General features: G+C 76.8%; 17 protein-coding genes. 7 read left to right on the top strand and 10 right to left on the bottom strand.

What is annotated here, in order from left to right; genetic code table 11:
- Position 1 precedes the first annotated feature (1 nt).
- From folE to dacB, 6 genes are all read right to left on the bottom strand, one after another.
- Entirely contained in the window at positions 2 to 613 is a 612-nt protein-coding gene (folE, locus tag E5225_RS14710; RefSeq protein WP_425267389.1) for a GTP cyclohydrolase I FolE, read from the bottom strand.
- 136 nt (positions 614 to 749) lie between these two features.
- Complete coding sequence (gene ftsH / locus E5225_RS14715; protein ID WP_135975070.1) at positions 750 to 2,795, bottom strand: ATP-dependent zinc metalloprotease FtsH; 2,046 nt, start codon at positions 2,793 to 2,795, stop codon at positions 750 to 752.
- A 132-nt stretch (positions 2,796 to 2,927) separates the two neighbouring features.
- Entirely contained in the window at positions 2,928 to 3,482 is a 555-nt protein-coding gene (hpt, locus tag E5225_RS14720; protein WP_135975072.1) for a hypoxanthine phosphoribosyltransferase, read from the bottom strand.
- Between the two features lie 4 nt (positions 3,483 to 3,486).
- Positions 3,487 to 4,617: a tRNA lysidine(34) synthetase TilS gene (gene tilS / locus E5225_RS14725; RefSeq protein WP_135975074.1), complete on the bottom strand. Its 1,131-nt coding sequence runs from the start codon at positions 4,615 to 4,617 to the stop codon at positions 3,487 to 3,489.
- Entirely contained in the window at positions 4,614 to 5,732 is a 1,119-nt protein-coding gene (locus tag E5225_RS14730) for a zinc-dependent metalloprotease (RefSeq protein ID WP_135975075.1), read from the bottom strand. The genes tilS and E5225_RS14730 overlap by 4 nt, the downstream gene beginning before the upstream one ends.
- 140 nt (positions 5,733 to 5,872) lie before the next feature.
- Positions 5,873 to 7,267 (bottom strand): D-alanyl-D-alanine carboxypeptidase/D-alanyl-D-alanine endopeptidase, encoded by a 1,395-nt coding sequence (dacB, locus tag E5225_RS14735; protein ID WP_243738426.1) that lies wholly within the window; start codon positions 7,265 to 7,267, stop codon positions 5,873 to 5,875.
- Between the two features lie 169 nt (positions 7,268 to 7,436).
- On the opposite strand from dacB, the gene E5225_RS14740 reads away from it, so the two are divergent.
- Positions 7,437 to 7,937 (top strand): inorganic diphosphatase, encoded by a 501-nt coding sequence (locus E5225_RS14740; RefSeq protein WP_135975607.1) that lies wholly within the window; start codon positions 7,437 to 7,439, stop codon positions 7,935 to 7,937.
- 105 nt (positions 7,938 to 8,042) lie between these two features.
- Here the strand turns inward: E5225_RS14740 and E5225_RS14745 are convergent, their stop codons facing one another.
- Positions 8,043 to 9,635, bottom strand: a complete 1,593-nt coding sequence (locus tag E5225_RS14745; RefSeq protein WP_244243667.1) for a C40 family peptidase — start codon at positions 9,633 to 9,635, stop codon at positions 8,043 to 8,045.
- Between the two features lie 461 nt (positions 9,636 to 10,096).
- Here E5225_RS14745 and E5225_RS14750 point away from each other — a divergent pair, with 461 nt between their 5' ends.
- The 5 genes from E5225_RS14750 to E5225_RS14770 are packed head-to-tail and all read left to right on the top strand — an operon-like array spanning position 10,097 to position 15,667.
- On the top strand, positions 10,097 to 11,416 hold the full coding sequence (locus E5225_RS14750; protein WP_135975341.1) for a bifunctional o-acetylhomoserine/o-acetylserine sulfhydrylase: 1,320 nt from the start codon (positions 10,097 to 10,099) through the stop codon (positions 11,414 to 11,416).
- 29 nt (positions 11,417 to 11,445) lie between these two features.
- Positions 11,446 to 12,753, top strand: coding sequence for a homoserine O-acetyltransferase MetX (gene metX, locus E5225_RS14755; RefSeq protein ID WP_243738405.1), 1,308 nt, complete (start codon positions 11,446 to 11,448; stop codon positions 12,751 to 12,753).
- Between the two features lie 51 nt (positions 12,754 to 12,804).
- Positions 12,805 to 13,536: a maleylpyruvate isomerase N-terminal domain-containing protein gene (locus E5225_RS14760; RefSeq protein WP_135975343.1), complete on the top strand. Its 732-nt coding sequence runs from the start codon at positions 12,805 to 12,807 to the stop codon at positions 13,534 to 13,536.
- 49 nt (positions 13,537 to 13,585) lie between these two features.
- The gene (locus E5225_RS14765) at positions 13,586 to 14,557 is read left to right on the top strand and encodes a zinc-binding dehydrogenase (protein WP_135975345.1); all 972 of its coding nucleotides are present in this window, start codon (positions 13,586 to 13,588) and stop codon (positions 14,555 to 14,557) included.
- 60 nt (positions 14,558 to 14,617) lie between these two features.
- Positions 14,618 to 15,667, top strand: a complete 1,050-nt coding sequence (locus E5225_RS14770) for an alpha/beta hydrolase (RefSeq protein ID WP_424945154.1) — start codon at positions 14,618 to 14,620, stop codon at positions 15,665 to 15,667.
- Positions 15,668 to 15,677: 10 nt separating this feature from the next.
- Here the strand turns inward: E5225_RS14770 and E5225_RS14775 are convergent, their stop codons facing one another.
- From E5225_RS14775 to E5225_RS14785, 3 genes are all read right to left on the bottom strand, one after another.
- Positions 15,678 to 17,090: a restriction system modified-DNA reader domain-containing protein gene (locus E5225_RS14775; RefSeq protein WP_136225494.1), complete on the bottom strand. Its 1,413-nt coding sequence runs from the start codon at positions 17,088 to 17,090 to the stop codon at positions 15,678 to 15,680.
- Between the two features lie 164 nt (positions 17,091 to 17,254).
- On the bottom strand, positions 17,255 to 17,551 hold the full coding sequence (locus tag E5225_RS14780) for an MTH1187 family thiamine-binding protein (protein ID WP_135974463.1): 297 nt from the start codon (positions 17,549 to 17,551) through the stop codon (positions 17,255 to 17,257).
- 54 nt (positions 17,552 to 17,605) lie between these two features.
- A complete protein-coding gene (locus tag E5225_RS14785) occupies positions 17,606 to 19,186 on the bottom strand; it encodes an MFS transporter (RefSeq protein ID WP_135974461.1) in 1,581 nt (526 codons plus the stop codon).
- A gap of 153 nt (positions 19,187 to 19,339) precedes the next feature.
- Here E5225_RS14785 and E5225_RS14790 point away from each other — a divergent pair, with 153 nt between their 5' ends.
- On the top strand, positions 19,340 to 19,861 hold the full coding sequence (locus E5225_RS14790) for a TetR/AcrR family transcriptional regulator (protein WP_135974459.1): 522 nt from the start codon (positions 19,340 to 19,342) through the stop codon (positions 19,859 to 19,861).
- Positions 19,862 to 19,864: the final 3 nt, after the last annotated feature.

The raw sequence follows: 19,864 nt of genomic DNA on the forward strand, positions 1-19,864 counted from the left end.
CTCAGCGCCCGGCGACGAGGCTCATCGCCTCGGCGCGCGTGGCGACGTCGCGCATCTGCCCGCGCACGGCGGACGTCACGGTGCGCGCACCGGGCTTGCGCACGCCGCGCATCGACATGCACAGGTGCTCGCACTCGACCACCACGAGGACGCCGCGCGGCCGCAGCACCTCGACGAGCGCGTCCGCGACCTGCGACGTGAGGCGCTCCTGCACCTGCGGGCGGCGGGCGTACACGTCGACGAGCCGGGCGAGCTTCGACAGCCCCGTGATCCGGCCGTCCTCACCGGGGATGTAGCCGACGTGCGCGACGCCGTGGAACGGCACGAGGTGGTGCTCGCACGTGGAGTACACCTCGATGTCGCGCACGAGGACCATCTCCTCGTGCCCGAGGTCGAACGTGGTGGTCAGGACGTCGCGGGGCTCCTGGTACAGGCCCGCGAAGATCTCCCGGTACGCGCGCGCGACGCGCCCCGGGGTCGCCCGCAGGCCCTCGCGGTCCGGGTCCTCCCCGACCGCGAGCAGCAGCTCGCGCACGGCACGCGTGGCGCGCTCCTCGTCGAAGGGGCCGACCGCCAGCCCCGCACCGAGGCCCACGGCGCCGATCGGCGTGATCCCGCCGTCGGGCCGCGCACCGCCGTCCGGCCGGGCACCATCGGGCCGCGCACCGCCGACCGGCTGCGCACCGTCGACCCGCGGCACGTCCCGCTGCCGCGCGCCCGCCTCCGCGCCGACCGTCCCGTCCGTCACGTCAGCGCTGCCCGCCCATGTCCGGGGTCTGGCCCGGCGGCACCTCGATGACCGCCGTCACCGGGCGCTCCTCGTCGGCCGCCGCGGCCTCGTCCTGCGGGACGACCGGGTGACCGTTCTGCGCGGCCTTCTCGGCCGGCGTCATGACGGGCCCGCGGTCGCTGACCGCCCGGTCGTCGCCGGAGATCCACACGTCGCGCGGGGGGCGCTTGGTGACCGGCGCGAAGATCGCCGCGAGCTGCTCGCCGTTCAGCGTCTCCTTCTCGAGCAGCTCGAGCACGAGGTGGTCCAGCACGTCGCGGTACTCGACGAGGACGTCGCGCGCCTCGTCGTGCGCACGCTCGATCAGCCCGCGGACCTCCAGGTCGATGGCCGCGGCCACGTCCTCGGAGTAGTCGCGCTGGTGGCCGACGTCGCGGCCGAGGAACATCTCGCTCGACTCCTGGCCGAGCTTGATGGCGCCGATCCGCGAGCTCATCCCGTACTGCGTGACCATCTTGCGGGCCGTCGACGTGGCCTTCTCGATGTCGTTGCTGGCGCCCGTGGTGGGGTCGTGGAACACGAGCTCCTCGGCGACGCGGCCGCCCATGGCGTACGCGAGCTGGTCGAGCAGCTCGTTGCGCGTCGTGGAGTACTTGTCCTCCATCGGCATGACCATCGTGTAGCCGAGGGCACGCCCGCGGGGCAGGATCGTCACCTTCGTCACCGGGTCGGTGTACCGCATCGCGGCCGCCACCAGGGCGTGGCCGCCCTCGTGGTACGCCGTGATCTTGAGCTCCTTGACGTTCATCACGCGCGTGCGCTTCTGCGGACCGGCGATGACGCGGTCGATCGCCTCGTCCAGCGCCTCGTCGTCGATGACCTGCGCGCCCCGGCGCGCCGTGAGCAGCGCGGCCTCGTTCAGCACGTTCGCCAGGTCGGCGCCGCTGAAGCCGGGGGTGCGGCGCGCGACGACCGCGAGGTCGACGCCCGGCGCCATCGGCTTGCCCTGCGAGTGCACCGCGAGGATCCGCTCACGGCCCTTGAGGTCCGGCGGCTCGACGGCGACCTGGCGGTCGAAGCGGCCCGGCCGCAGCAGCGCGGGGTCGAGGATGTCGGGCCGGTTCGTCGCCGCGATGAGGATGACGTTCGTCTTGACGTCGAACCCGTCCATCTCGACGAGCATCTGGTTGAGCGTCTGCTCGCGCTCGTCGTGCCCGCCGCCCAGGCCGGCGCCGCGGTGGCGCCCGACCGCGTCGATCTCGTCGACGAAGATGATCGCCGGCGAGTTCTCCTTGGCCTGCTGGAACAGGTCGCGCACGCGGCTCGCGCCGACGCCCACGAACATCTCGACGAAGTCCGAGCCGGAGATCGAGTAGAACGGCACGCCCGCCTCGCCGGCGACGGCGCGCGCGAGCAGGGTCTTGCCGGTGCCGGGGGGACCGTAGAGCAGCACGCCCTTGGGGATCTTCGCGCCGACGGCCTGGAACTTGGCCGGCTCCGCGAGGAACTCCTTGATCTCCTGCAGCTCCTCGACCGCCTCGTCCACGCCCGCGACGTCGGCGAACGTGACCTTCGGCGACTCCTTGCTCACGAGCTTGGCGCGCGACTTGCCGAAGCTCATGACGCGCGAGCCGCCGCCCTGCATGTTCGACATGAGGAACCAGAACAGGCCCAGGATGATGACGAACGGCAGGAGGATGCCGAGCAGGCTGCCCCACCACGACGGCTGCGGGACCTTCGACGTGAAGCCCTCGGCGGGGTCGGCGGCGGTGACGGCCTCGACGACCTGCTCGCCCTGCGGCGTGACGTAGAAGAAGTAGACCTGCGTGCCGAGGTCGGTGTCCTCGTCGGGCTTGTAGGCCTCGCTCAGCGTGAGGTCGACGCGCTGCGTGCCCTCCGTGATGAGGACCTGCTCGACCTTGCCGTCCTCGAGCAGCTCGAGGCCGGTCGAGGTGTCGACCTGCTGGACGCTGGGCATGCGCAGCATGCTGAGGGCGACCACCGTGAGCACGATGGCCAGCGCGACCCACACCAGGGGGCCGCGGACGAGACGCTTGAGGTTCATGGGCGATCGGGGCGTGCGCCCCTCATCCTCCGCTCGCAGGGACTTCCGGCGCACGACGGTACACGGCGGCACTGGACGATCCCTGGGTGTTCGCCCAGGGCACAGCCGGTGCGGCGGCGACGCGCGCGGGCGTCACTGACCGTAGACGTGGGGCGCGAGCGTGCCGACGAACGGCAGGTTGCGGTACCTCTCGGCGTAGTCGAGGCCGTACCCCACGACGAACTCGTTGGGGATGTCGAAGCCGACGTAGCGCACGGGCACCTCGACCTTCGCGGCGTCGGGCTTGCGCAGCATCGTCGCGATCTCGACCGACGCCGGCCCGCGCGAGCGCAGGTTCGACAGCAGCCAGCTCAGCGTCAGGCCGGAGTCGATGATGTCCTCGACGATGATGACGTGCTTGCCGGTCAGGTCCGTGTCGAGGTCCTTGAGGATCCGCACGACGCCGGACGACTTGGTGCCCGACCCGTAGGACGACACGGCCATCCAGTCCATCGCGACCGGCACGCGCACGCGCCGCGCGAGGTCCGCCATGACCATGACCGCACCCTTGAGGACGCCCACGAGCAGCAGGTCGCGGCCCGCGTAGTCGGTGTCGATCTGCGCCGCGATCTCGTCCAGCCGGCTCTGCAGCTGCTCCTCGCTCAGGAGCACCCGCTCGAGGTCGTCACCCATGTCCGACGCGTCCACCGTCTCACTCCCGCTCGTCGTGCTCGTCACCGGTCGTGCCCCCGTCCGACCGCCCCGGCGCACCGCGCAGGGGGTCGGCCGGGCGGGGGTCGAGCCCGCCGAGGTAGAGCCTGCCACACGAGCGCCGGGCCGCCCGCGCTCCCGGTAGGTGCACGTCACCCTGCCCGCGCCACTCGCCGAGGAGGGCGTCGACGGCGAGCACGTGGGCCCGTGCGAGCGCCCCCGCCGGGACCCCGGAGCGCACTGCGGCCGTGTGCAGCGCGCGGCGCCGGACGGCCGAGGGCGCCCCCGCGAGGACGTCGACGTCGAGGGCGAGGACGTCGGCGCCGAGGGGCGCGCGGTCGTCCCCGCCGGGGTCGACCGCCGCCGCGCGCAGGAGGTCGGCCGCGAGGGCGTCGAGCGCGTCGGCCGACTCCGCCAGCGCGTCGGCGGTGCGGGCGAGCGCCTCCGCCACCCCGGGTCCCAGGACGTCCTCGAGCACCGGCAGGACGTCACGGCGCACGCGGCTGCGCAGCGGCAGGGCCGCGACCCCGGCGGGGGCGTCGCGCCCGTTCGTCGGGTCCTGCCACGGCGCGAGGCCCTGGGCGGCGCACGCGTCCTCGGTGCAGGTGCGGCGCAGGCCCAGCAGCGGCCGGCGCAGCAGCCCGCGCACCGGTCGCATCCCGGCCAGCGCACGCTCCCCCGATCCGCGGGCGAGCGCGAGGAGCACGCCCTCGGCCTGGTCGTCGAGCGTGTGCCCGAGCAGCACGGCGGCGGCACCGGCGCGGCGTGCGGCGTCGTCCAGCGCGGCGTACCGGGCGGTGCGCGCGGCCGCCTCCGGGCCGCCGTCCCCGCCCACCTCGACGCGGACGACGTCGACGGGGTCGAGCCCCAGCCCGCGGCAGGCGGTCGCGGCCGCGGCGGCCACGGCGGCGGACCCGTCCTGCAGGCCGTGGTCCACGACGACCGCACCGGCGACGAGGCCGGTCCCGCCGCGGGCCCGCCGCCGGGCCTCGTGCGCGAGCCCGGCGGCCAGCGCGAGCGAGTCCGCGCCCCCCGAGCACGCCACGAGCACGGTCGCGCCCGGCGGGACGTCGGCGAGCGCGCCGCGCACGGCCGTGCGCACGGCCGCCACCGCCGGGGCGGGTCCGCTCACCCGTGCACGCGGCGGACCCACGCGTCCGGGTCGCCGATCTCCGCGGGCGAGGGCAGCGCGCCGGGCCCCGACCAGACGGCGTTGAGCCCGTCGGCGCCCGCGCGCCGGCGCACGCCGCGGACGAACGCCGCGCCGTCGCGGTACTGCGCGAGCTTGAGGTCCAGGCCCAGCAGGCGGCGCAGCACGCGCTCGACGCCGCCCGCGCGCGCCGCCTGGTCGCGGCGCCGCTCGAAGGCGCGCCGGATCGCCCGCACGGACGGCACCACGCGCGGGCCGACCTCGTCCATCATCACGTCGGCGTGCCCCTCGAGCAGGGCCATGACGCCGCTGACCTCGTCGAACACGGCGCGCTGGCGGGGCGTGAGCACCTGCAGCACGCCGCCGGACCCCTCGGGCCCCGTCAGCCCGCGCGCGACGGACGCCACGAGCTCGTCGAGACGCGGTCCCGCGGGCCGGTCCGAACCGGCACGGCCCGAGCCGGTCGAGTCGGGTCGCGGCGTGAGGTCGGCGAGGTCGGACAGCAGGTCGGCCGAACGCGCGCGCAGGTGGCCCGCGAGCCACGGCGCCGCGGCGAACTGGAGCGCGTGCGTCTGCTCGTGCAGGGACACCCACAGCCGGAAGTCGTGCGGGTCGACGCGCAGCGCGCGCTCGATCTGCAGCACGTTGGGGGCGACGAGCAGCAGGCGTCCCGGCTCGCCCGGCGCGGCCGTGAACGGGTCGAACTGGCCCAGCACCTTGCCCGACAGCAGCGCCAGGACGCCGCCCGCCTGCGCGGCCGCGGCGAGCCGGGCCACGTCCGGCACCTCGACCGCGGAGCCGTCGCTGCGCCGCGCGAGCGGGGCGGCCATGACCGCGAACATCTCGGCGTTGGCGCGCGCCCACCCGGGCCGGTCGACGACCACCACGCGCGCGACGTCCTCGGCGCTGCGGCCGTCGGCGGGCGTCATGCCCGTGGCGTCCACGACGTGCCGGGCGGCGACGTCCGCCGACGTGCGCAGCTCCTCGACCAGCGCCTCGAGCACGGCGCGGCCGGCCACCGGTCCGGGCGGGGCGAGCCGCCCGGCGACGCGTGCGGCCGCGTGCCAGTCGACGGGTCCGGGCGTGGCGGGGTCCATCGGGTCACGGTAACCCGGCGCGCGCGCCCGGGCGCCGGGTCGCGCGGCACCCGCGGCACCACGTGGGCGCGGCCGTGCGCCGCACCCGGCCGGCGCGGCGGCCGGGCGCCGGCGCGTCGGCGTCGCCCGGCGCCGGCGCGTCAGCGGCAGCCGCACCCCGCGAGCTCGGTGACGAACGCGTCGACGGCCTGCCGCGGGGCCCACTGCCCGCCCGGCGGCGTCTGGTCCGCCATCACGACGAACACGAGCTGGCGCCCCTGCGCGTCGAGCACCGTGCCGGCCAGCGACGTCACGGCCGGCAGGCTGCCGGTTTTCGCGCGCACGAGCCCGCGCGCGGGCGACGTCGTGAACCGGTCGCCGAGCGTGCCGGTGAGGCCCGCGACGGGCATGCCCGTCGCGACGTCCCGCAGCCGGGGGTGCGCCGGGTCCGTCGTCAGGCGCACGAGGTCGGCGAGCAGCGCCGGCGACAGCGACGACGTCGCCGCGAGGCCGGACGCGTCGACGAGGCGCGCTCCCGACACGTCGACGCCCAGCGCGCCGACCGCGCGCAGCACGGCCTGCGTCCCGCCCTCGAAGCTGCCCGGCAGGCCGGCGTCCACGGCCACGAGCCGGGCGACGACCTCCGTCACGGTGTTGTCGGACGTGTCGAGGAAGTAGTGGGTGACGTCCGCCAGCGGGGCCGACTCGACGCGTGCGAGCTCGCTGCCCTCGACGGGCTGGGGCGCGCGCGACGGCCCGCCCGTGACCGTGATGCCGGCCTCCGCGAGCCGGGTCGCGAAGATCTCCGCGGCCGCCACCGACGGGTCGGCGGCCCGCGGCGGGTTCGGCCCGGGGCGCAGCTTGCCGAGGTCCACCGCGAGCGCGGTGATCGGCGCCGTGAACCCCATGTCGACGTAGTCCGCGTCCCACGTCGGGTGCTCGGTGGGACCGCTGAAGAGCGTGTCGTCGACGACGAGCTCGACCGACGTCGTCCCGCGCAGCGCGAGGGCGTCGGCGGTGCGCCGCGCGAGGTCGGCCATGCCGGCGCGGCCCTCGACCGCGTCCGGGTTGCCCTCCCCCGCCGCGAGCAGCACGTCGCCGCCGCCGACGAGCGCGATCCGGTCGCCGTCGAGCGCGAGCACGCGCGTCGGCAGGGTCGCGTCCGGGTCGAGCGCCGACAGCGCCGCGACGCCCGTGAGCAGCTTGGCCGTCGACGCCGGGACCCGGCCCGCGTCCGGCTGGTGCGCGCCCAGCACCTCGCCGGTGAGCTGGTCGGCCACGACGACGCCGACGGACGGGCCGAGCCGCGCGTCCGCGACGAGCCCGTCGACGAGCGCCTGCACCGCCGCGGGCGACGGCGGCGGGACCTGGGGGTCGAGGTCGTCCAGCGCGCGCGGCACCGCGGTCGGAGCGAGCGCCCCGGGCGCCGTCGGGAACGGCGAGGGGTCCGGCACGGGCGGTGCGAGCGTCACGATCCCGGGCACGACGTCGTGCGCGTCCGCGGTCGCGTACGCGCCCGCGCCCAGCACCAGGACGAGCGCGACGGTGCCCGTCACGCGCGCTCCTGTGGTCATCGTCACCCGCTTCGCCGTACAGAGGTCGGTACCGCCCCGCCGGTGCGCCACACTACTGTCCTGGACAAGGGCGCCCGGGGAGACGACGCGCCCACGGCCACCTTGCCGCCCCACGAGGGCCGGCGGGTGGAGACGCGTGGAGGAAAGCACTGTGGAGTTCGACGTCACGATCGAGATCCCCAAGGGGCAGCGCAACAAGTACGAGGTGGACCACGCGACCGGGCGCATCCGTCTGGACCGCATGCTCTTCACCTCGACGCGCTACCCCGACGACTACGGGTTCATCGAGGGGACCCTCGGCGAGGACGGCGACCCGCTCGACGCACTCGTGCTGCTGGAGGAGCCGACGTTCCCCGGCTGCCTGATCCGCTGCCGCGCGCTCGGCATGTTCCGCATGCGCGACGAGGCCGGCGGCGACGACAAGGTGCTGTGCGTGCCGACGGGCGACCAGCGCGCCGCGTGGCGCCAGGACATCGACGACGTGTCGGACTTCCACCGCCTCGAGATCCAGCACTTCTTCGAGGTCTACAAGGACCTCGAGCCCGGCAAGTCGGTCGAGGGCGCGCACTGGGTCGGCCGCGCCGAGGCCGAGGCCGAGATCGAGCGCTCCCGCCAGCGCGCGATCGACACCGGGTACGACACCGGCCACTGATCGCCGCGCCGCGCCGGCGACGCCGGGCGGACGCCACGACGCCCGGTCCGCCCACCCCGAGGGGTGCGGCGGGCCGGGCGTCGTCGTGCGTGCGGGCCGCGCGGGTCAGGGGCGACCGGCGAACGGCATGGTGCCCGACCAGCGCATCGACACCTGGCGCAGCGGCACGCCGGGCTTCGACGCCTCGACGATCTGGCCGTTCCCGGCGTAGATCGCGACGTGGTAGATCGAGGTCGGGTCGTTCTTGTTGCTGCCCCAGAAGACCAGGTCACCGGGGCGCAGCTGGTCGTACGGGATCTTGAGGACCTGCTTGTACTGGTCCTTCGAGGTGCGGTTGATGCCGACGCCCGCGGCGCGCCACGCGCCCGAGGTCAGGCCCGAGCAGTCGTACCCGTTCGGGCCCGTACCGCCCCACACGTACGGCAGGCCGATCTTGCTCTGCGCCCACGCGACCGCGGACGCGCCGGCGCCGGCGGAGCCGCGCGACGTGCCGGTGCCCAGGCCGTACGGCGAGCTCGGAGCCGGGGCGGGAGCCGGGGCCGGCGCGGGAGCGGGAGCCGGCGCGGGAGCCGGGTTGGCCGGCGCCGGGTTCGCGGGAGCCGGGTTGGCGGGGGCCGGGTTCGCCGGCGCCGGGTTCGCGGGGGCGGGGTTCGCCGGGGCGGGGTTCGCGGGCGCGGGGCGGGCGGGCCCGGGGTTCGCGGGAGCGGGGTTCGCGGGCGCCGGGTTGGCCGGCGCGGGGTTCTGCGGCGCCGGCGCGGCCGTGCCGCCGGCCGGCGCGGTCGCGGCCGGCGCGGCCGGGCGCGTGCGGTCGGCCTGCGCGGAGGCCTCGGCCCGGGCGCGCCGCTCGGCGTCGAGGGCGTCCTGGCGGGCGCGCTCGACCTCGGCGCTGGTCTGGCGGGCGGCGGCGAGCGCGTCGATGAGGCCGTCGCGCTCCGCCTGGCCGGCCGTGAGGGACGCGTCGGCGGTGGACTGCGCGTCCTGCGCCGTCACGAGGGCGTCCTCGGCGGCGGCGGCGGCCGTCTCGGCGTCCGCGGCGGCGCGCGTGGAGCGCGTCTGCATCGTCTCCGCGACGAGGAGGGCCGCGGTGAACTCCTGCACGACCTCGTCGGCCTTGCCGGTGGCGCGGTTGAGCGCGGTCGACCGGCGGGCCACGTCCTGGAAGCCGTCGGCCGACAGCACGGCCTCGAGCGCCTCGACGGACCCGCCGGAGCGCGCCAGCTGGCGCGCGACCGCGACGAGCCGCTGCCTGGCGTCCTCGGCCTGGGCACCCGCCTGCTCGGAGCGCGCCGCCGCCTCCTGCGCGCGGACCTTCGCAGCGTCAGCGTCGGCGAGCGCCTGCGCGTAGTCCTCGCCGGCGCTCTGGACGGCCACCTGGGCGGCGTCGGCGGACGCGGCCAGCTCGGCGAGCCGCACCTCCATCTGCGCGACGGAGCGCTGCGCCTGCCCGACGGCGGCGCGCGCGTCGCGGACGTCGTCCTGGCCGGGCGCGGCGCCGGCGAGGGTCGCCGGGGACGCGACGAGGCCGAACGTCAGCAGCGCGACGGGTGCCACCCCGAGCAGCCGGCGGTGCCGCACCCACGCCGGCGCGCGGTGCGGGGACCTCGTCCCGGCTCGCGTCGCGGCGGTCGGGGGGACGGCCGCGGGGGGACCCGCGGAGCCGTCGGTGCGGGGCGTCGCCCGCTGCTGCTCGTCATGCACGTCTGCGACGCTACCCGCGGTGGTCCCAGGAGAGAACATCTGTCACAGACGTCCCAGTAGTCACACCGCTGTGCTTCGGGAGGAACCCGGACAGACCCTCTGGGCCGTCCGGGTGAACCGGGTCGCCGCCGGTGCGGGGCGGCGTCCGCACCGGCCTCCCGCGGCCGTCGCCGCGGGGTGGACGGCGCGGGGCGCGGACACCTCCCCGTCCGAGGGGCGAGACGGCCGTACCGGCAGGCGGGACGATCGGCCTACTCTCGGCCACATGTCCCGCCGAATGTGTCGCTGACCAGCGCACGCTCGGCCGTACCCGCGGCCGGTCGCCCCGGCGGCCGCCCGCCGAGCCCCGGCTCGTCCCGTGCGCACCACGACCCCCCCGCGGGGCGGGCGCCGGCAGCGCGCTCCTCGGGTGCCCCGCCCGACCGCCGGTCCCCCGGCGCCGTCCCCCAGGAGCCCGTCCCATGAGCAACGAGAGCTGGAGCTTCGAGACCCGCCAGATCCACGCGGGCCAGACCCCCGACGCCGCCACCGGCGCGCGCGCCCTGCCGATCTACCAGACGACGTCGTTCGTCTTCGACTCGCCGAAGCAGGCGGCCGACCGGTTCGCGCTCGCCGAGCTCGGCCCGATCTACACGCGCATCGGCAACCCCACGCAGGAGGTCGTCGAGAACCGGATCGCGGACCTCGAGGGCGGCGTCGGCGCGCTCCTGGTCGCGTCCGGCCAGGCGGCGGAGACGCTCGCGATCCTCAACGTCGCCGAGGCCGGCGACCACGTCGTCGCGAGCCCGTCGCTCTACGGCGGCACGTACAACCTGCTGCACTACACGCTGCCCAAGCTCGGCATCGAGACGACGTTCGTCGCCGACCCCCACGACCCGCAGGCGTGGCGCGACGCGGTCCGCCCGAACACCAAGCTGTTCTTCGCCGAGACGATCCCGAACCCCAAGGCCGACGTGCTCGACATCGAGGCCGTCGCGGGCGTCGCGCACGAGGCCGGCGTGCCGCTCGTCGTGGACAACACCGTCGCGACGCCGTACCTCGTCAACCCGCTGCAGTGGGGCGCCGACGTCGTCGTGCACTCGGCGACGAAGTACCTGGGCGGGCACGGCACCGCGATCGGCGGCGTGATCGTCGACGGCGGCACGTTCGACTACGCGCAGCACCCCGACCGGTTCCCGAACTTCAACCAGCCGGACCCGTCGTACCACGGGCTCGTGTTCGCCCGGGACCTCGGCGTCGGCGGCGCGTTCGGCGCGAACCTGTCCTACGTCCTCAAGGCCCGCGTGCAGCTCCTGCGCGACCTGGGCCCCGCCCTCAGCCCGTTCAACGCGTTCCTCATCGCCCAGGGCATCGAGACGCTGTCGCTGCGCATGGAGCGGCACGTCGCGAACGCCCAGAAGGTCGCGCAGTGGCTGGAGGCCCGCGAGGACGTCGTGCGCGTGCACTACGCGGGCCTCGAGTCGAGCCCGTGGCACGCGAACCAGCTCAAGTACGCCCCCCGGGGCGCCGGCGCGGTCCTCGCGTTCGAGCTCGAGGGCGGCTCCGCGGCCGGCCAGGCGTTCGTCTCGGCGCTCGAGCTGCACTCCAACGTCGCAAACATCGGTGACGTCCGCTCGCTCGTCATCCACCCGGCGTCGACGACGCACAGCCAGCTGACGCCGGCCGAGCAGGAGCTGTCCGGCGTCACGCCGGGCCTCGTCCGCCTGGCCGTCGGCATCGAGCACGTCGACGACATCCTGGCCGACCTGGACGCCGGCTTCCGCGCCGCCAAGAGCGCCTGAGCCGGTCCGCCACCGAGGAGCCGCACCGCATGACGACGCCCCGCCCCCGCCCCGGCACGCCCGCCGCGCACGACGCGTCCCCCGGACCCGTCGCGACCGGTGGCGCGATGCCGGGCGGGTCGGACGTCGCCGGCCTGCCCGGGGTCGGGCGGCGCACCCGCCGCGGCGCCACCCTCGGCACCCGCCGGCCCGCCCCGGACGTCCCCGTGCCCGCGAGCGCGGCGTGGCGCGACGGCGACCCCGTGGGCCGCCGGCAGTTCGCCGACCTCGGGCCGTTCGCGCTCGAGTCGGGCGGCCGGCTGCCCGCCGTGCGGCTCGCGTACGAGACGTGGGGCGAGCTCGACGAGGACGGCGGCAACGCCGTGCTCGTGCTGCACGCGCTCACGGGCGACTCGCACGTCACGGGCCCCGCCGGGGAGGGGCACCCGACGCCCGGCTGGTGGCAGTCGATGGTCGGCGCGGGCGCACCGATCGACACCGACCGCTGGTTCGTCGTCGCCCCCAACGTGCTCGGCGGCTGCCAGGGGTCCACGGGCCCGGCGTCGACCGCGCCCGACGGCCGCCCGTGGGGCAGCCGGTTCCCGCTGCTGACCGTGCGCGACCAGGTGGCCGCCGAGGTCCGCCTGGCCGACCTGCTCGGCATCGACCAGTGGGCGCTCGTCATCGGCGCGTCCATGGGTGGGCAGCGCGTGCTCGAGTGGGCCGCCTCCGCGCCCGACCGCGTCGAGGCGTTCGCCGCGATCGCCACGTGCGCGCAGACCGGCGGCGACCAGATCGCCGGCTTCCACACCCAGCTCAGCGCGATCGCCGCCGACCCGCGGTACCGCGACGGCGACTACTACGGCGCGGCCGACGGCGACGGGCCGCACGTCGGCCTCGGCATCGCCCGGCAGATCGCGCACCAGACGTACCGGTCCGCCGCCGAGCTCGACGAGCGGTTCGGGCGCATCCCGCAGGGCGCGGAGGACCCGCTCGAGGGCGGGCGGTTCGCCGTGCAGTCCTACCTCGACCACCACGGGGACAAGCTCGCCCGACGGTTCGACGCGAACACGTACGTCACGCTGACGCGGTCGATGATCACGCACGACCTCGGGCGCGACCGCGGCGGTGTCGAGGCCGCGCTCGCCCAGGTCACGGCGCGCGGGCTCGTCGTCGCCGTCGACTCCGACCGCCTCTTCCTGCCCGCGCAGTCCGAGCGCGTCGCCGCCGGGGTGCCCGGTGCGGGACCGGTCCGGTACGTGCGCTCGGCGTACGGCCACGACGGCTTCCTCATCGAGGAGGACCAGGTGGGCGCGCTCGTCACGGACTTCCTGCGCGAGGGCGCGTCCCACCACTGACCGCGCGCGCCGGTCGTGCGGCGCCCCCGCCGCGCGCGGCACGATGGGCCGATGGACACGGACGCCGACCTCACGACCGCGAGCACCGCCCTGCGCACCCAGTGGGACGCACTGCGCACGTGGGCGCACGACGTCGGCGACCCGGCGCTCGCCGCCGCGCCGTCGGTGCTGGACGGCTGGACCGTCGCCGCGCTGTGGGCGCACGTCGGCCGCGCGATGGAGGCGCTCACCGCGTGCACGCCGGCACCGGCGGGCGTCGTCCCCCTCACGCTCGGCGAGTACCTCGCGACGTACGCGGCGGGCGCAGCGGACACCGCGGAGGCGGCGCGGCGGCTCGCCGCGGAGCACGTGTCCGACCCCGTCGGCGCGGTCGAGCGCAGCGCCACGGCGGCGCTCGCGCACCTGGGGACCCTCGGCCCCGGCGACCCCGTGGTGCAGGCACGGCGCGGCCCGGTGCGCCTGTCCACGATGACCCTCACGCGGGTCGTGGAGCTGGTGGTGCACGCCGACGACCTGCTGCGGTCCGGGCGCCGGGCGCGGGGCACGTCCGCCGGCGTCCCGGACCCCGTCGACCCCCGCGCGCTCGCCGTCGTCGCGGACGCCCTGCTCACGGTGGTCCAGGCCCGCGGCGGCTGGGACCTCGAGGTGGCCGACGCCCGCACGTGGGTGCGGATCGCGGCGGGCCGCATCCCCTACGACGTCGACGTCCTCGCCGACGCGCTGCACGCGCGGTACACGTCCGACGCCGTGCCGGACCTGGGGCGGCTGCTCCCGCTGCTGTGAGCCCGGCGCGGGTGCGCCGCCGCGACGCGCACCCGGCTAGCGTGACCGCATGCTGAGCGCCCGCGTCACCGCGTTCTCCCCCGACGACCCGCTGTCCGGCCTCACGGTGGGCGACGCGCCGGCACCCGGCGTCCTGGTCGACCCGCCGGCGGGCTGGACGACCGTCGACGTGCGCGCGGCCTCCCTCAACCACCACGACCTGTGGTCGCTGCGGGGCGTCGGCCTGCGGGCGGAGCAGCTGCCCATGGTGCTCGGCACCGACGCGGCCGGCGTCACCGCGGACGGGCGCGAGGTCGTCGTGCACGCGGTGGTGGGCGGCCCCGACGGGCGCGGCGTCGACCCCGACGAGCCGCGCACGCTGCTGTCCGAGCGGTACCCCGGCACGCTCGCCGAGCGCGTGGCGGTGCCGGCGTGGAACGTGCTGCCCAAGCCGCCCGAGCTCTCGTGGGTCGAGGCGGCGTGCGTGCCGACGGCCTACCTGACGGCCTACCGGATGCTGTTCCGCTCGGGCGGTGCGCAGCCCGGGCAGCGGGTGCTCGTGCAGGGCGCGGGCGGCGGGCTCGCGGTCGCGGCCGTGCAGCTCGGTGCCGCGGCGGGCCTCGAGATGGTCGTGACCGGGCGCGACGCCGGCAGGCGCGAGCGCGCGCTGTCGCTCGGGGCGGCCGCCGCCGTCGAGCCCGGCGCCCGGGTCGGACGCGTCGACGTCGTCCTCGACAGCGTCGGGCGCGCGACGTGGGAGCACTCGGTGCGCTCGGTGCGCCCCGGCGGGCGGATCGTCGTCGCCGGCCTGACCTCCGGCGACCCCGCCACCGCCTCGCTGACGCGCGTGTTCTTCCAGGAGATCAGCGTCGTCGGCGCGACGATGGGCACGCGCGACGAGCTCGGGCAGGTGCTGGCCTTCCTGGCGCGCACGGGTGTGCGGCCGCTCGTGGACTCCACGTACCCGCTGGCACGCGCCGCGGACGCGCTCGGCCGGATGTGGAGCGGGCGGCAGTTCGGCAAGATCGTCCTGGAGGTCTGACCGGCAGCACGTCCCGGGTCCCGGCGACGCACGCGCCTGCGGCCGCGGACGGGGGTCCACGTGGAGCTGACGACGACGGCGGGCACGCCGCACGCACCGGCGGTGCCCGACGCCCCGGCGCCGCCGGCATCGACGTCCGACGGCCTGCGCGCCGACCGGTGGGCCCCGGACGTGCTCGGCGACGGCTTCGAGGCGCGCCTGCTGCCGCTCGCCGACGACGACGAGGGGCCCGTCGTCGCCACGCTCGTGCGGTACGTGCCCGACGCGACGCTGCGGCCCGCCCGCGCGGTCCTCTACGTGCACGGGTGGTCGGACTACTTCTTCCAGGCGCCGCTCGCGCAGTACTGGCACGGGCTCGGCGCGGCGTTCTACGCGCTGGACCTGCGCAAGTACGGCCGCTCGCTGCGCCCGTACCAGACCCCCGGCTACGTCGAGGACCTGCGCACGTACGACGAGGAGATCGCGGCCGCCCTGCGCCGGGTCCGCGCCGAGCTCGGCCCCGTCGCCCGCGTGGTGCTCATGGGGCACTCGACCGGAGGGCTGGTCCTGTCGCTGTGGGCGGCGCGGCACCCCGGCACGGTCAGCGGCCTCGTGCTGAACAGCCCGTGGCTCGAGCTGCAGGGCTCGGCGATCGTCCGGCACGTGAGCGCCCCGGCGATCCACCAGCTCGCACGCTTCCAGCCGCGTGCGCCGCTGCCCAACATCGACCCGGGCTACTACGCGCGCACGATCGCGGAGACCACCGGCGGCGAGTGGCCGATCGACGACCGGTGGCGTCCCACCCCGTCGTTCCCCGTGCGGGCCGGGTGGCTGCGCGCGGTGCTCGACGGGCACGCGACCGTCGCACGGGGGCTCGCTCTCACGGTGCCGGTGCTGACCGCGCTGTCGGCGCGCACGCTCATCAGCCCGCGCTGGAGCGAGGAGATGCGCTCCGCCGACATCGTCCTCGACACCGAGGCGATCGCGCGGCGGACGATCCACCTGGGGCCGGTGAGCACGCTCGTGCGCATCCCCGGCGGCATGCACGACCTCACGCTGTCCGCCCGGCCCGCGCGTGAGCGCTTCTACGCCGAGACGACGCGGTGGCTCGCCGCGTACGGGTGGGGCTGACCCGCCAGCCTCAGAGCGCCCCCGTGGCCTCCGCCAGCGTCGGGCCGCCGTCCCCGAGCCGCCACGCGCGCCAGCCGTCCGCCACCTCGACGCCGGCCACGCGGGTCGCCGCGTCGTCGGGGTCCGTGACGACGTCGCCGTCGGGGAGCTCGATGCGCCCGTCCGGCAGCAGCATCGCGGTGAACCGCTGACCGCGGCGCTCGCGCGTCCACACCAGGGTGGTGACCGCGCGCCGGCGCCTGGCCAGCATCGCGAGCCCGGGGTGGGGCCAGCCCTCGTCCGCGCGCGCGGGGCGCGACGGTGCCGGAGCCGCCGGCGGTGAGCCGGGAGGGGCGGCGGCGGTGGGGGTGGCGCCCGTGGGAGCGGCGCCCGTGGGGGTGCCGGTGGGCGTGGCGCCGGTGTGCGTGGCGCCGGTGGGGTCGTCGTCCTCCGTATCGGCGGCGGCGGCGTCCGTGCCCGCCGGCGCGGCGGCGCGCAGACCGGCGACGGGGGTGAGCGTCGGCGGGCCGGCGCGCCGCGCGGACGGGGGCGCGTCCGCGGGGTCGCGCGGCCAGTCCGGCGTGTCGCGGCGGCCGTGGCGCGGCCCGTCGCCCCCGCGGGGCTCGGCCGTGGGCCCGGCGGTGCGGAAGGGCAACGGCGTCGGCTCGGTGACCGTGCCGCGCCGGCCGATCGGGGTGGGCGCGGGCGGCTCCGGCTGCTGCGGCGGCGGCGTCACGGCGCGCAGCTCGCCCGTGGGCGGGGCCTTGCGCGCGGGGGCGCCGGTGCCGCGCTGCTCGTCGTACGCCATGGCCGTCGCGAACGCCTCGCTCGACCGCACGAGCCGCAGCGCCGTGGGCTCGACCGACCGGCGTGCGCCCTCGTGCAGCGCGAGCGGTGACACGTCGAGCAGGCGCCGCTCGTCACCGCGCACGACCCCCACCTGGAGGACCTCGACCTGGCGTGCGGGCCCGCGCAGGAACGCGAGCGTGTCGGCGGCCTCGGCGGCGACCTCGGAGCACAGCAGCAGGAGGCGGACGCCGTCGCGCCGGCTCGTCTGCGCGCCGACGGGCACGTGCTCCCGGAACGCGGCGAAGTCGGCCCCGAAGCGGCCCGGGTCGACGTGGTAGGCGCGGGCGAGGTCGGACGTCGTCAGGCGTGCGGCCGCACCGCCGCGGCGCAGCGCGGCCACGATCGCGTCGTCGTCCAGCACCTGCGCGACCTCGACGACCACCGGCCGACCGGCCGCGTCGAGCGCGAGCAGCTCCGGCAGGTCGCCGCGCTCGGCGGCCGCGGCGCGCGTGCGGACCACGAACAGGGGCTCCCCGGCGATGGCCGCGAGGTGGTGGGTGACGAGCGCGCCGACCTCCTGGGCGAACGACCCGGCGAGCGGCTGCATCGGCTGGACGAGGCGGGGGCGTCCGTCGTCGAGCTCGAAGATCGGCATGTCGCGTCCGGGCCCTTCCTGGGCACGCGCCCGCCGAGGAGCCGTGCACCGTCACCGCCGGCGACGCGTCCGCCTCGCGCGCCTCGCGGGCCTCCACTGTCCCACGACCCGGCGGGCTTCGTCAGCCCGTCGAAGGGGTGGTCATGGTCGTGCGCGCCGCGTCCTCAGTCGTCGGCGAGCAGCGCCTCGACCCGGTCGACCTTGCCCTGCAGCTCGCCCGTGCGCCCCGGCCGGATGTCGGCCTTGAGCACCAGGCTCACGCGGTCGCCGTGCCGCCCGACGGCCTCGGTGGCGCGCCGCACGACGTCCATCACCTCGTCCCACTCCCCCTCGAGGGTGGTGAACATCGCGTCGGTGCGGTGCGGCAGCCCCGAGGCCCGGACGACGCGCAGCGCGTCGGCGACGGCCTCGGACACGGACTCGCCCGCACCGAGCGGGGCGACGGAGAAGGCGACGAGCATGCCCCCACCCTGACGCGCGTGCCGCGTCCCGTCCACCGCCGGTGGGTGGGTGCGTCAGGCGTCGTGCGTGCGGCCCAGGCCGGCGCGGCGCAGCACGACGCCGACCGCGACGCCGACGACCGCGAGCGCGACCGCCGTGGCGGCGGACGTCACCGCGACGCCGTGCGTGAACGCGGCCTCCGCCGCGGCGCGGACCTGGGTGCCGAGCGCACCCGGCAGGCCGTCCGCGACCACCATGGCGCCGCCGAGCGTCTGGCGGGCGGCGTGGGCCGCACCCGGCTCGACGGCGGCGGGCAGCACGAGGTCCGCGCGGTAGACGGCCGACAGCACCGACCCCAGCACGGCCACGCCGAGCGACGCGCCGAGCTCGTACGACGTCTCCGAGATCCCGGACGCCGCGCCGGCGCGCTCGGGCGGGACGGAGGCCAGGATGGCGTCGTTCGTCAGGGTCTCGGCCAGGCCGACCCCGGCGCCGACCAGGCAGAACACGGCGACGATGCCGGCCGTGCCCACGTCCCGCGCGACGACGACCGCGACCGCGTAGCCCGCCACCGCGAGCAGCATGCCCGCCGGCACGAGCGCCCAGCGCGGCACGGCGCGCGCGAGGCGGACCGCGAGGATCCCCGACACGATGGAGGCGACGGCGCCCGGCAGGAGCGCCGTGCCGGCCTCGCGCGGCGAGAGCCCGACGACGAGCTGCAGCACCTGCGAGACCACGAGCACCAGGCCGGCGAGCGCGAACGACGCCATGAAGTTCGCCGCCACGGAGGCCGAGAACACCGGCCGCCGGAACAGCCCCACGTCGAGCAGCGGCTCGGCCAGGCGGGTCTGCCGGCGGACGAACACCGTGACGAGGGCGGCGCCGAGCGCGAGCGCACCCAGGCCGAGCGCGCCGACGCCGTGCCCGGCGGTGGTCTTGATGCCGTAGACGAGCGGCAGCATGCCGACGGTGGCGAGGACGACGCTGGGCACGTCGAGCCGGGCCGCGGACGGGTTGCGCGACTCGGGCAGCAGCAGGCGCCCGGCGACGAGGAGGACGAGCAGCACGGGGACGTTGAGCAGGAAGATCGAGCCCCACCAGTAGTGCTCGAGCAGCCAGCCGCCGACGACGGGCCCGAGCACCGACCCGCCGGCGAACCCGGACGCCCAGACGGCGATCGCGAGGCGCCGCTGGGCGTCGTCGAGGAAGACGTTGCGCAGCAGCGACAGCGTCGAGGGCATCAACGTCGCGCCGAACACACCGAGCAGCGCGCGGGCCGCGACGAGCTGCCCGGCGTCCGTCGCGAAGGCGGCGAGCAGGCTGACGAGGCCGAACCCGGCCGCGCCGATCAGCAGCAGGCGCCGGCGGCCCACGCGGTCGCCCAGCGTGCCCATCGTGACCAGGAGGCCCGCGAGCATGAGCGGGTAGACGTCCACGATCCAGAGCAGCTGGTCGGCGGACGGCGCGAGCGCGACGGAGATCTGCGGCAGCGCGAACGAGAGCACCGTGGTGTCGACCGACACCAGGAGGACGGGGAGCATCAGGACGGCCAGCGAGAGCCACTCGCGGGCGCCGGCGCGGGCCGGGGCCGCCACGGGGGCGGCGGACGTGGGGGTGTGCGTGGGCACGGTGGTTCCTGTCGTGGTCTCCCGCATGACCGGGCGGGGCCCGGGGGACGGGCACGCGGCGCGGGTCCCTGCCCCGCGACGGGCGTGGCGCTCGGCCACGCGGCTATACCGTCCAGCCGGTACAGTAGCACCGTGCCGCCGGCCCGCAGTGGTGACGTCGCCCACGACTACGCTCCCCGCATGCCCTCGACGCGCGACCGCATCCTCGACGCGCTCCAGGACGTGCTGCTGGAGGAGGGGCCCGCCGGCGCCACGCTCGACGTCGTCGCCCACCGCGGCGGGGTCTCCAAGGGTGGGCTGCTCTACCACTTCCGCTCCAAGGACGACCTGTTCGAGGGCCTGCTCGGGCGCCTCGACGCGGGCGCCGCCGCGGCCGAGGCGGCCACGCCGGGCGACCCGGGCGGCGCGGCCCGCTGGTTCCTCGACGGCTCGCAGTCCGCCGACGGCCCCGAGGAGCGCACGATGCTCGCGGCCCTGCGGCTGCTCGGCACCTACCCGCCGGCGCGGGCGCGCATGGCGTCCTACCTCGACGGCTGGGCGGCCGGCCTGCACCGCGCGGTCGACGACCCCGTGCTGTCCCGCCTCGTGCAGCTCGTCGGCGACGGCCTGTTCCTGCACGCGCTGCTCGGCGCGGGCGACCCCGACCTCGACGGGCAGGTCGTCGCGGACGTCCTGCGACGCGTGGGCGGCACGCGCCGCTGACCG

It is taken from the genome of Cellulomonas shaoxiangyii (assembly GCF_004798685.1).
GTDB classification, from domain to species: Bacteria; Actinomycetota; Actinomycetes; order Actinomycetales; family Cellulomonadaceae; genus Cellulomonas; species Cellulomonas shaoxiangyii.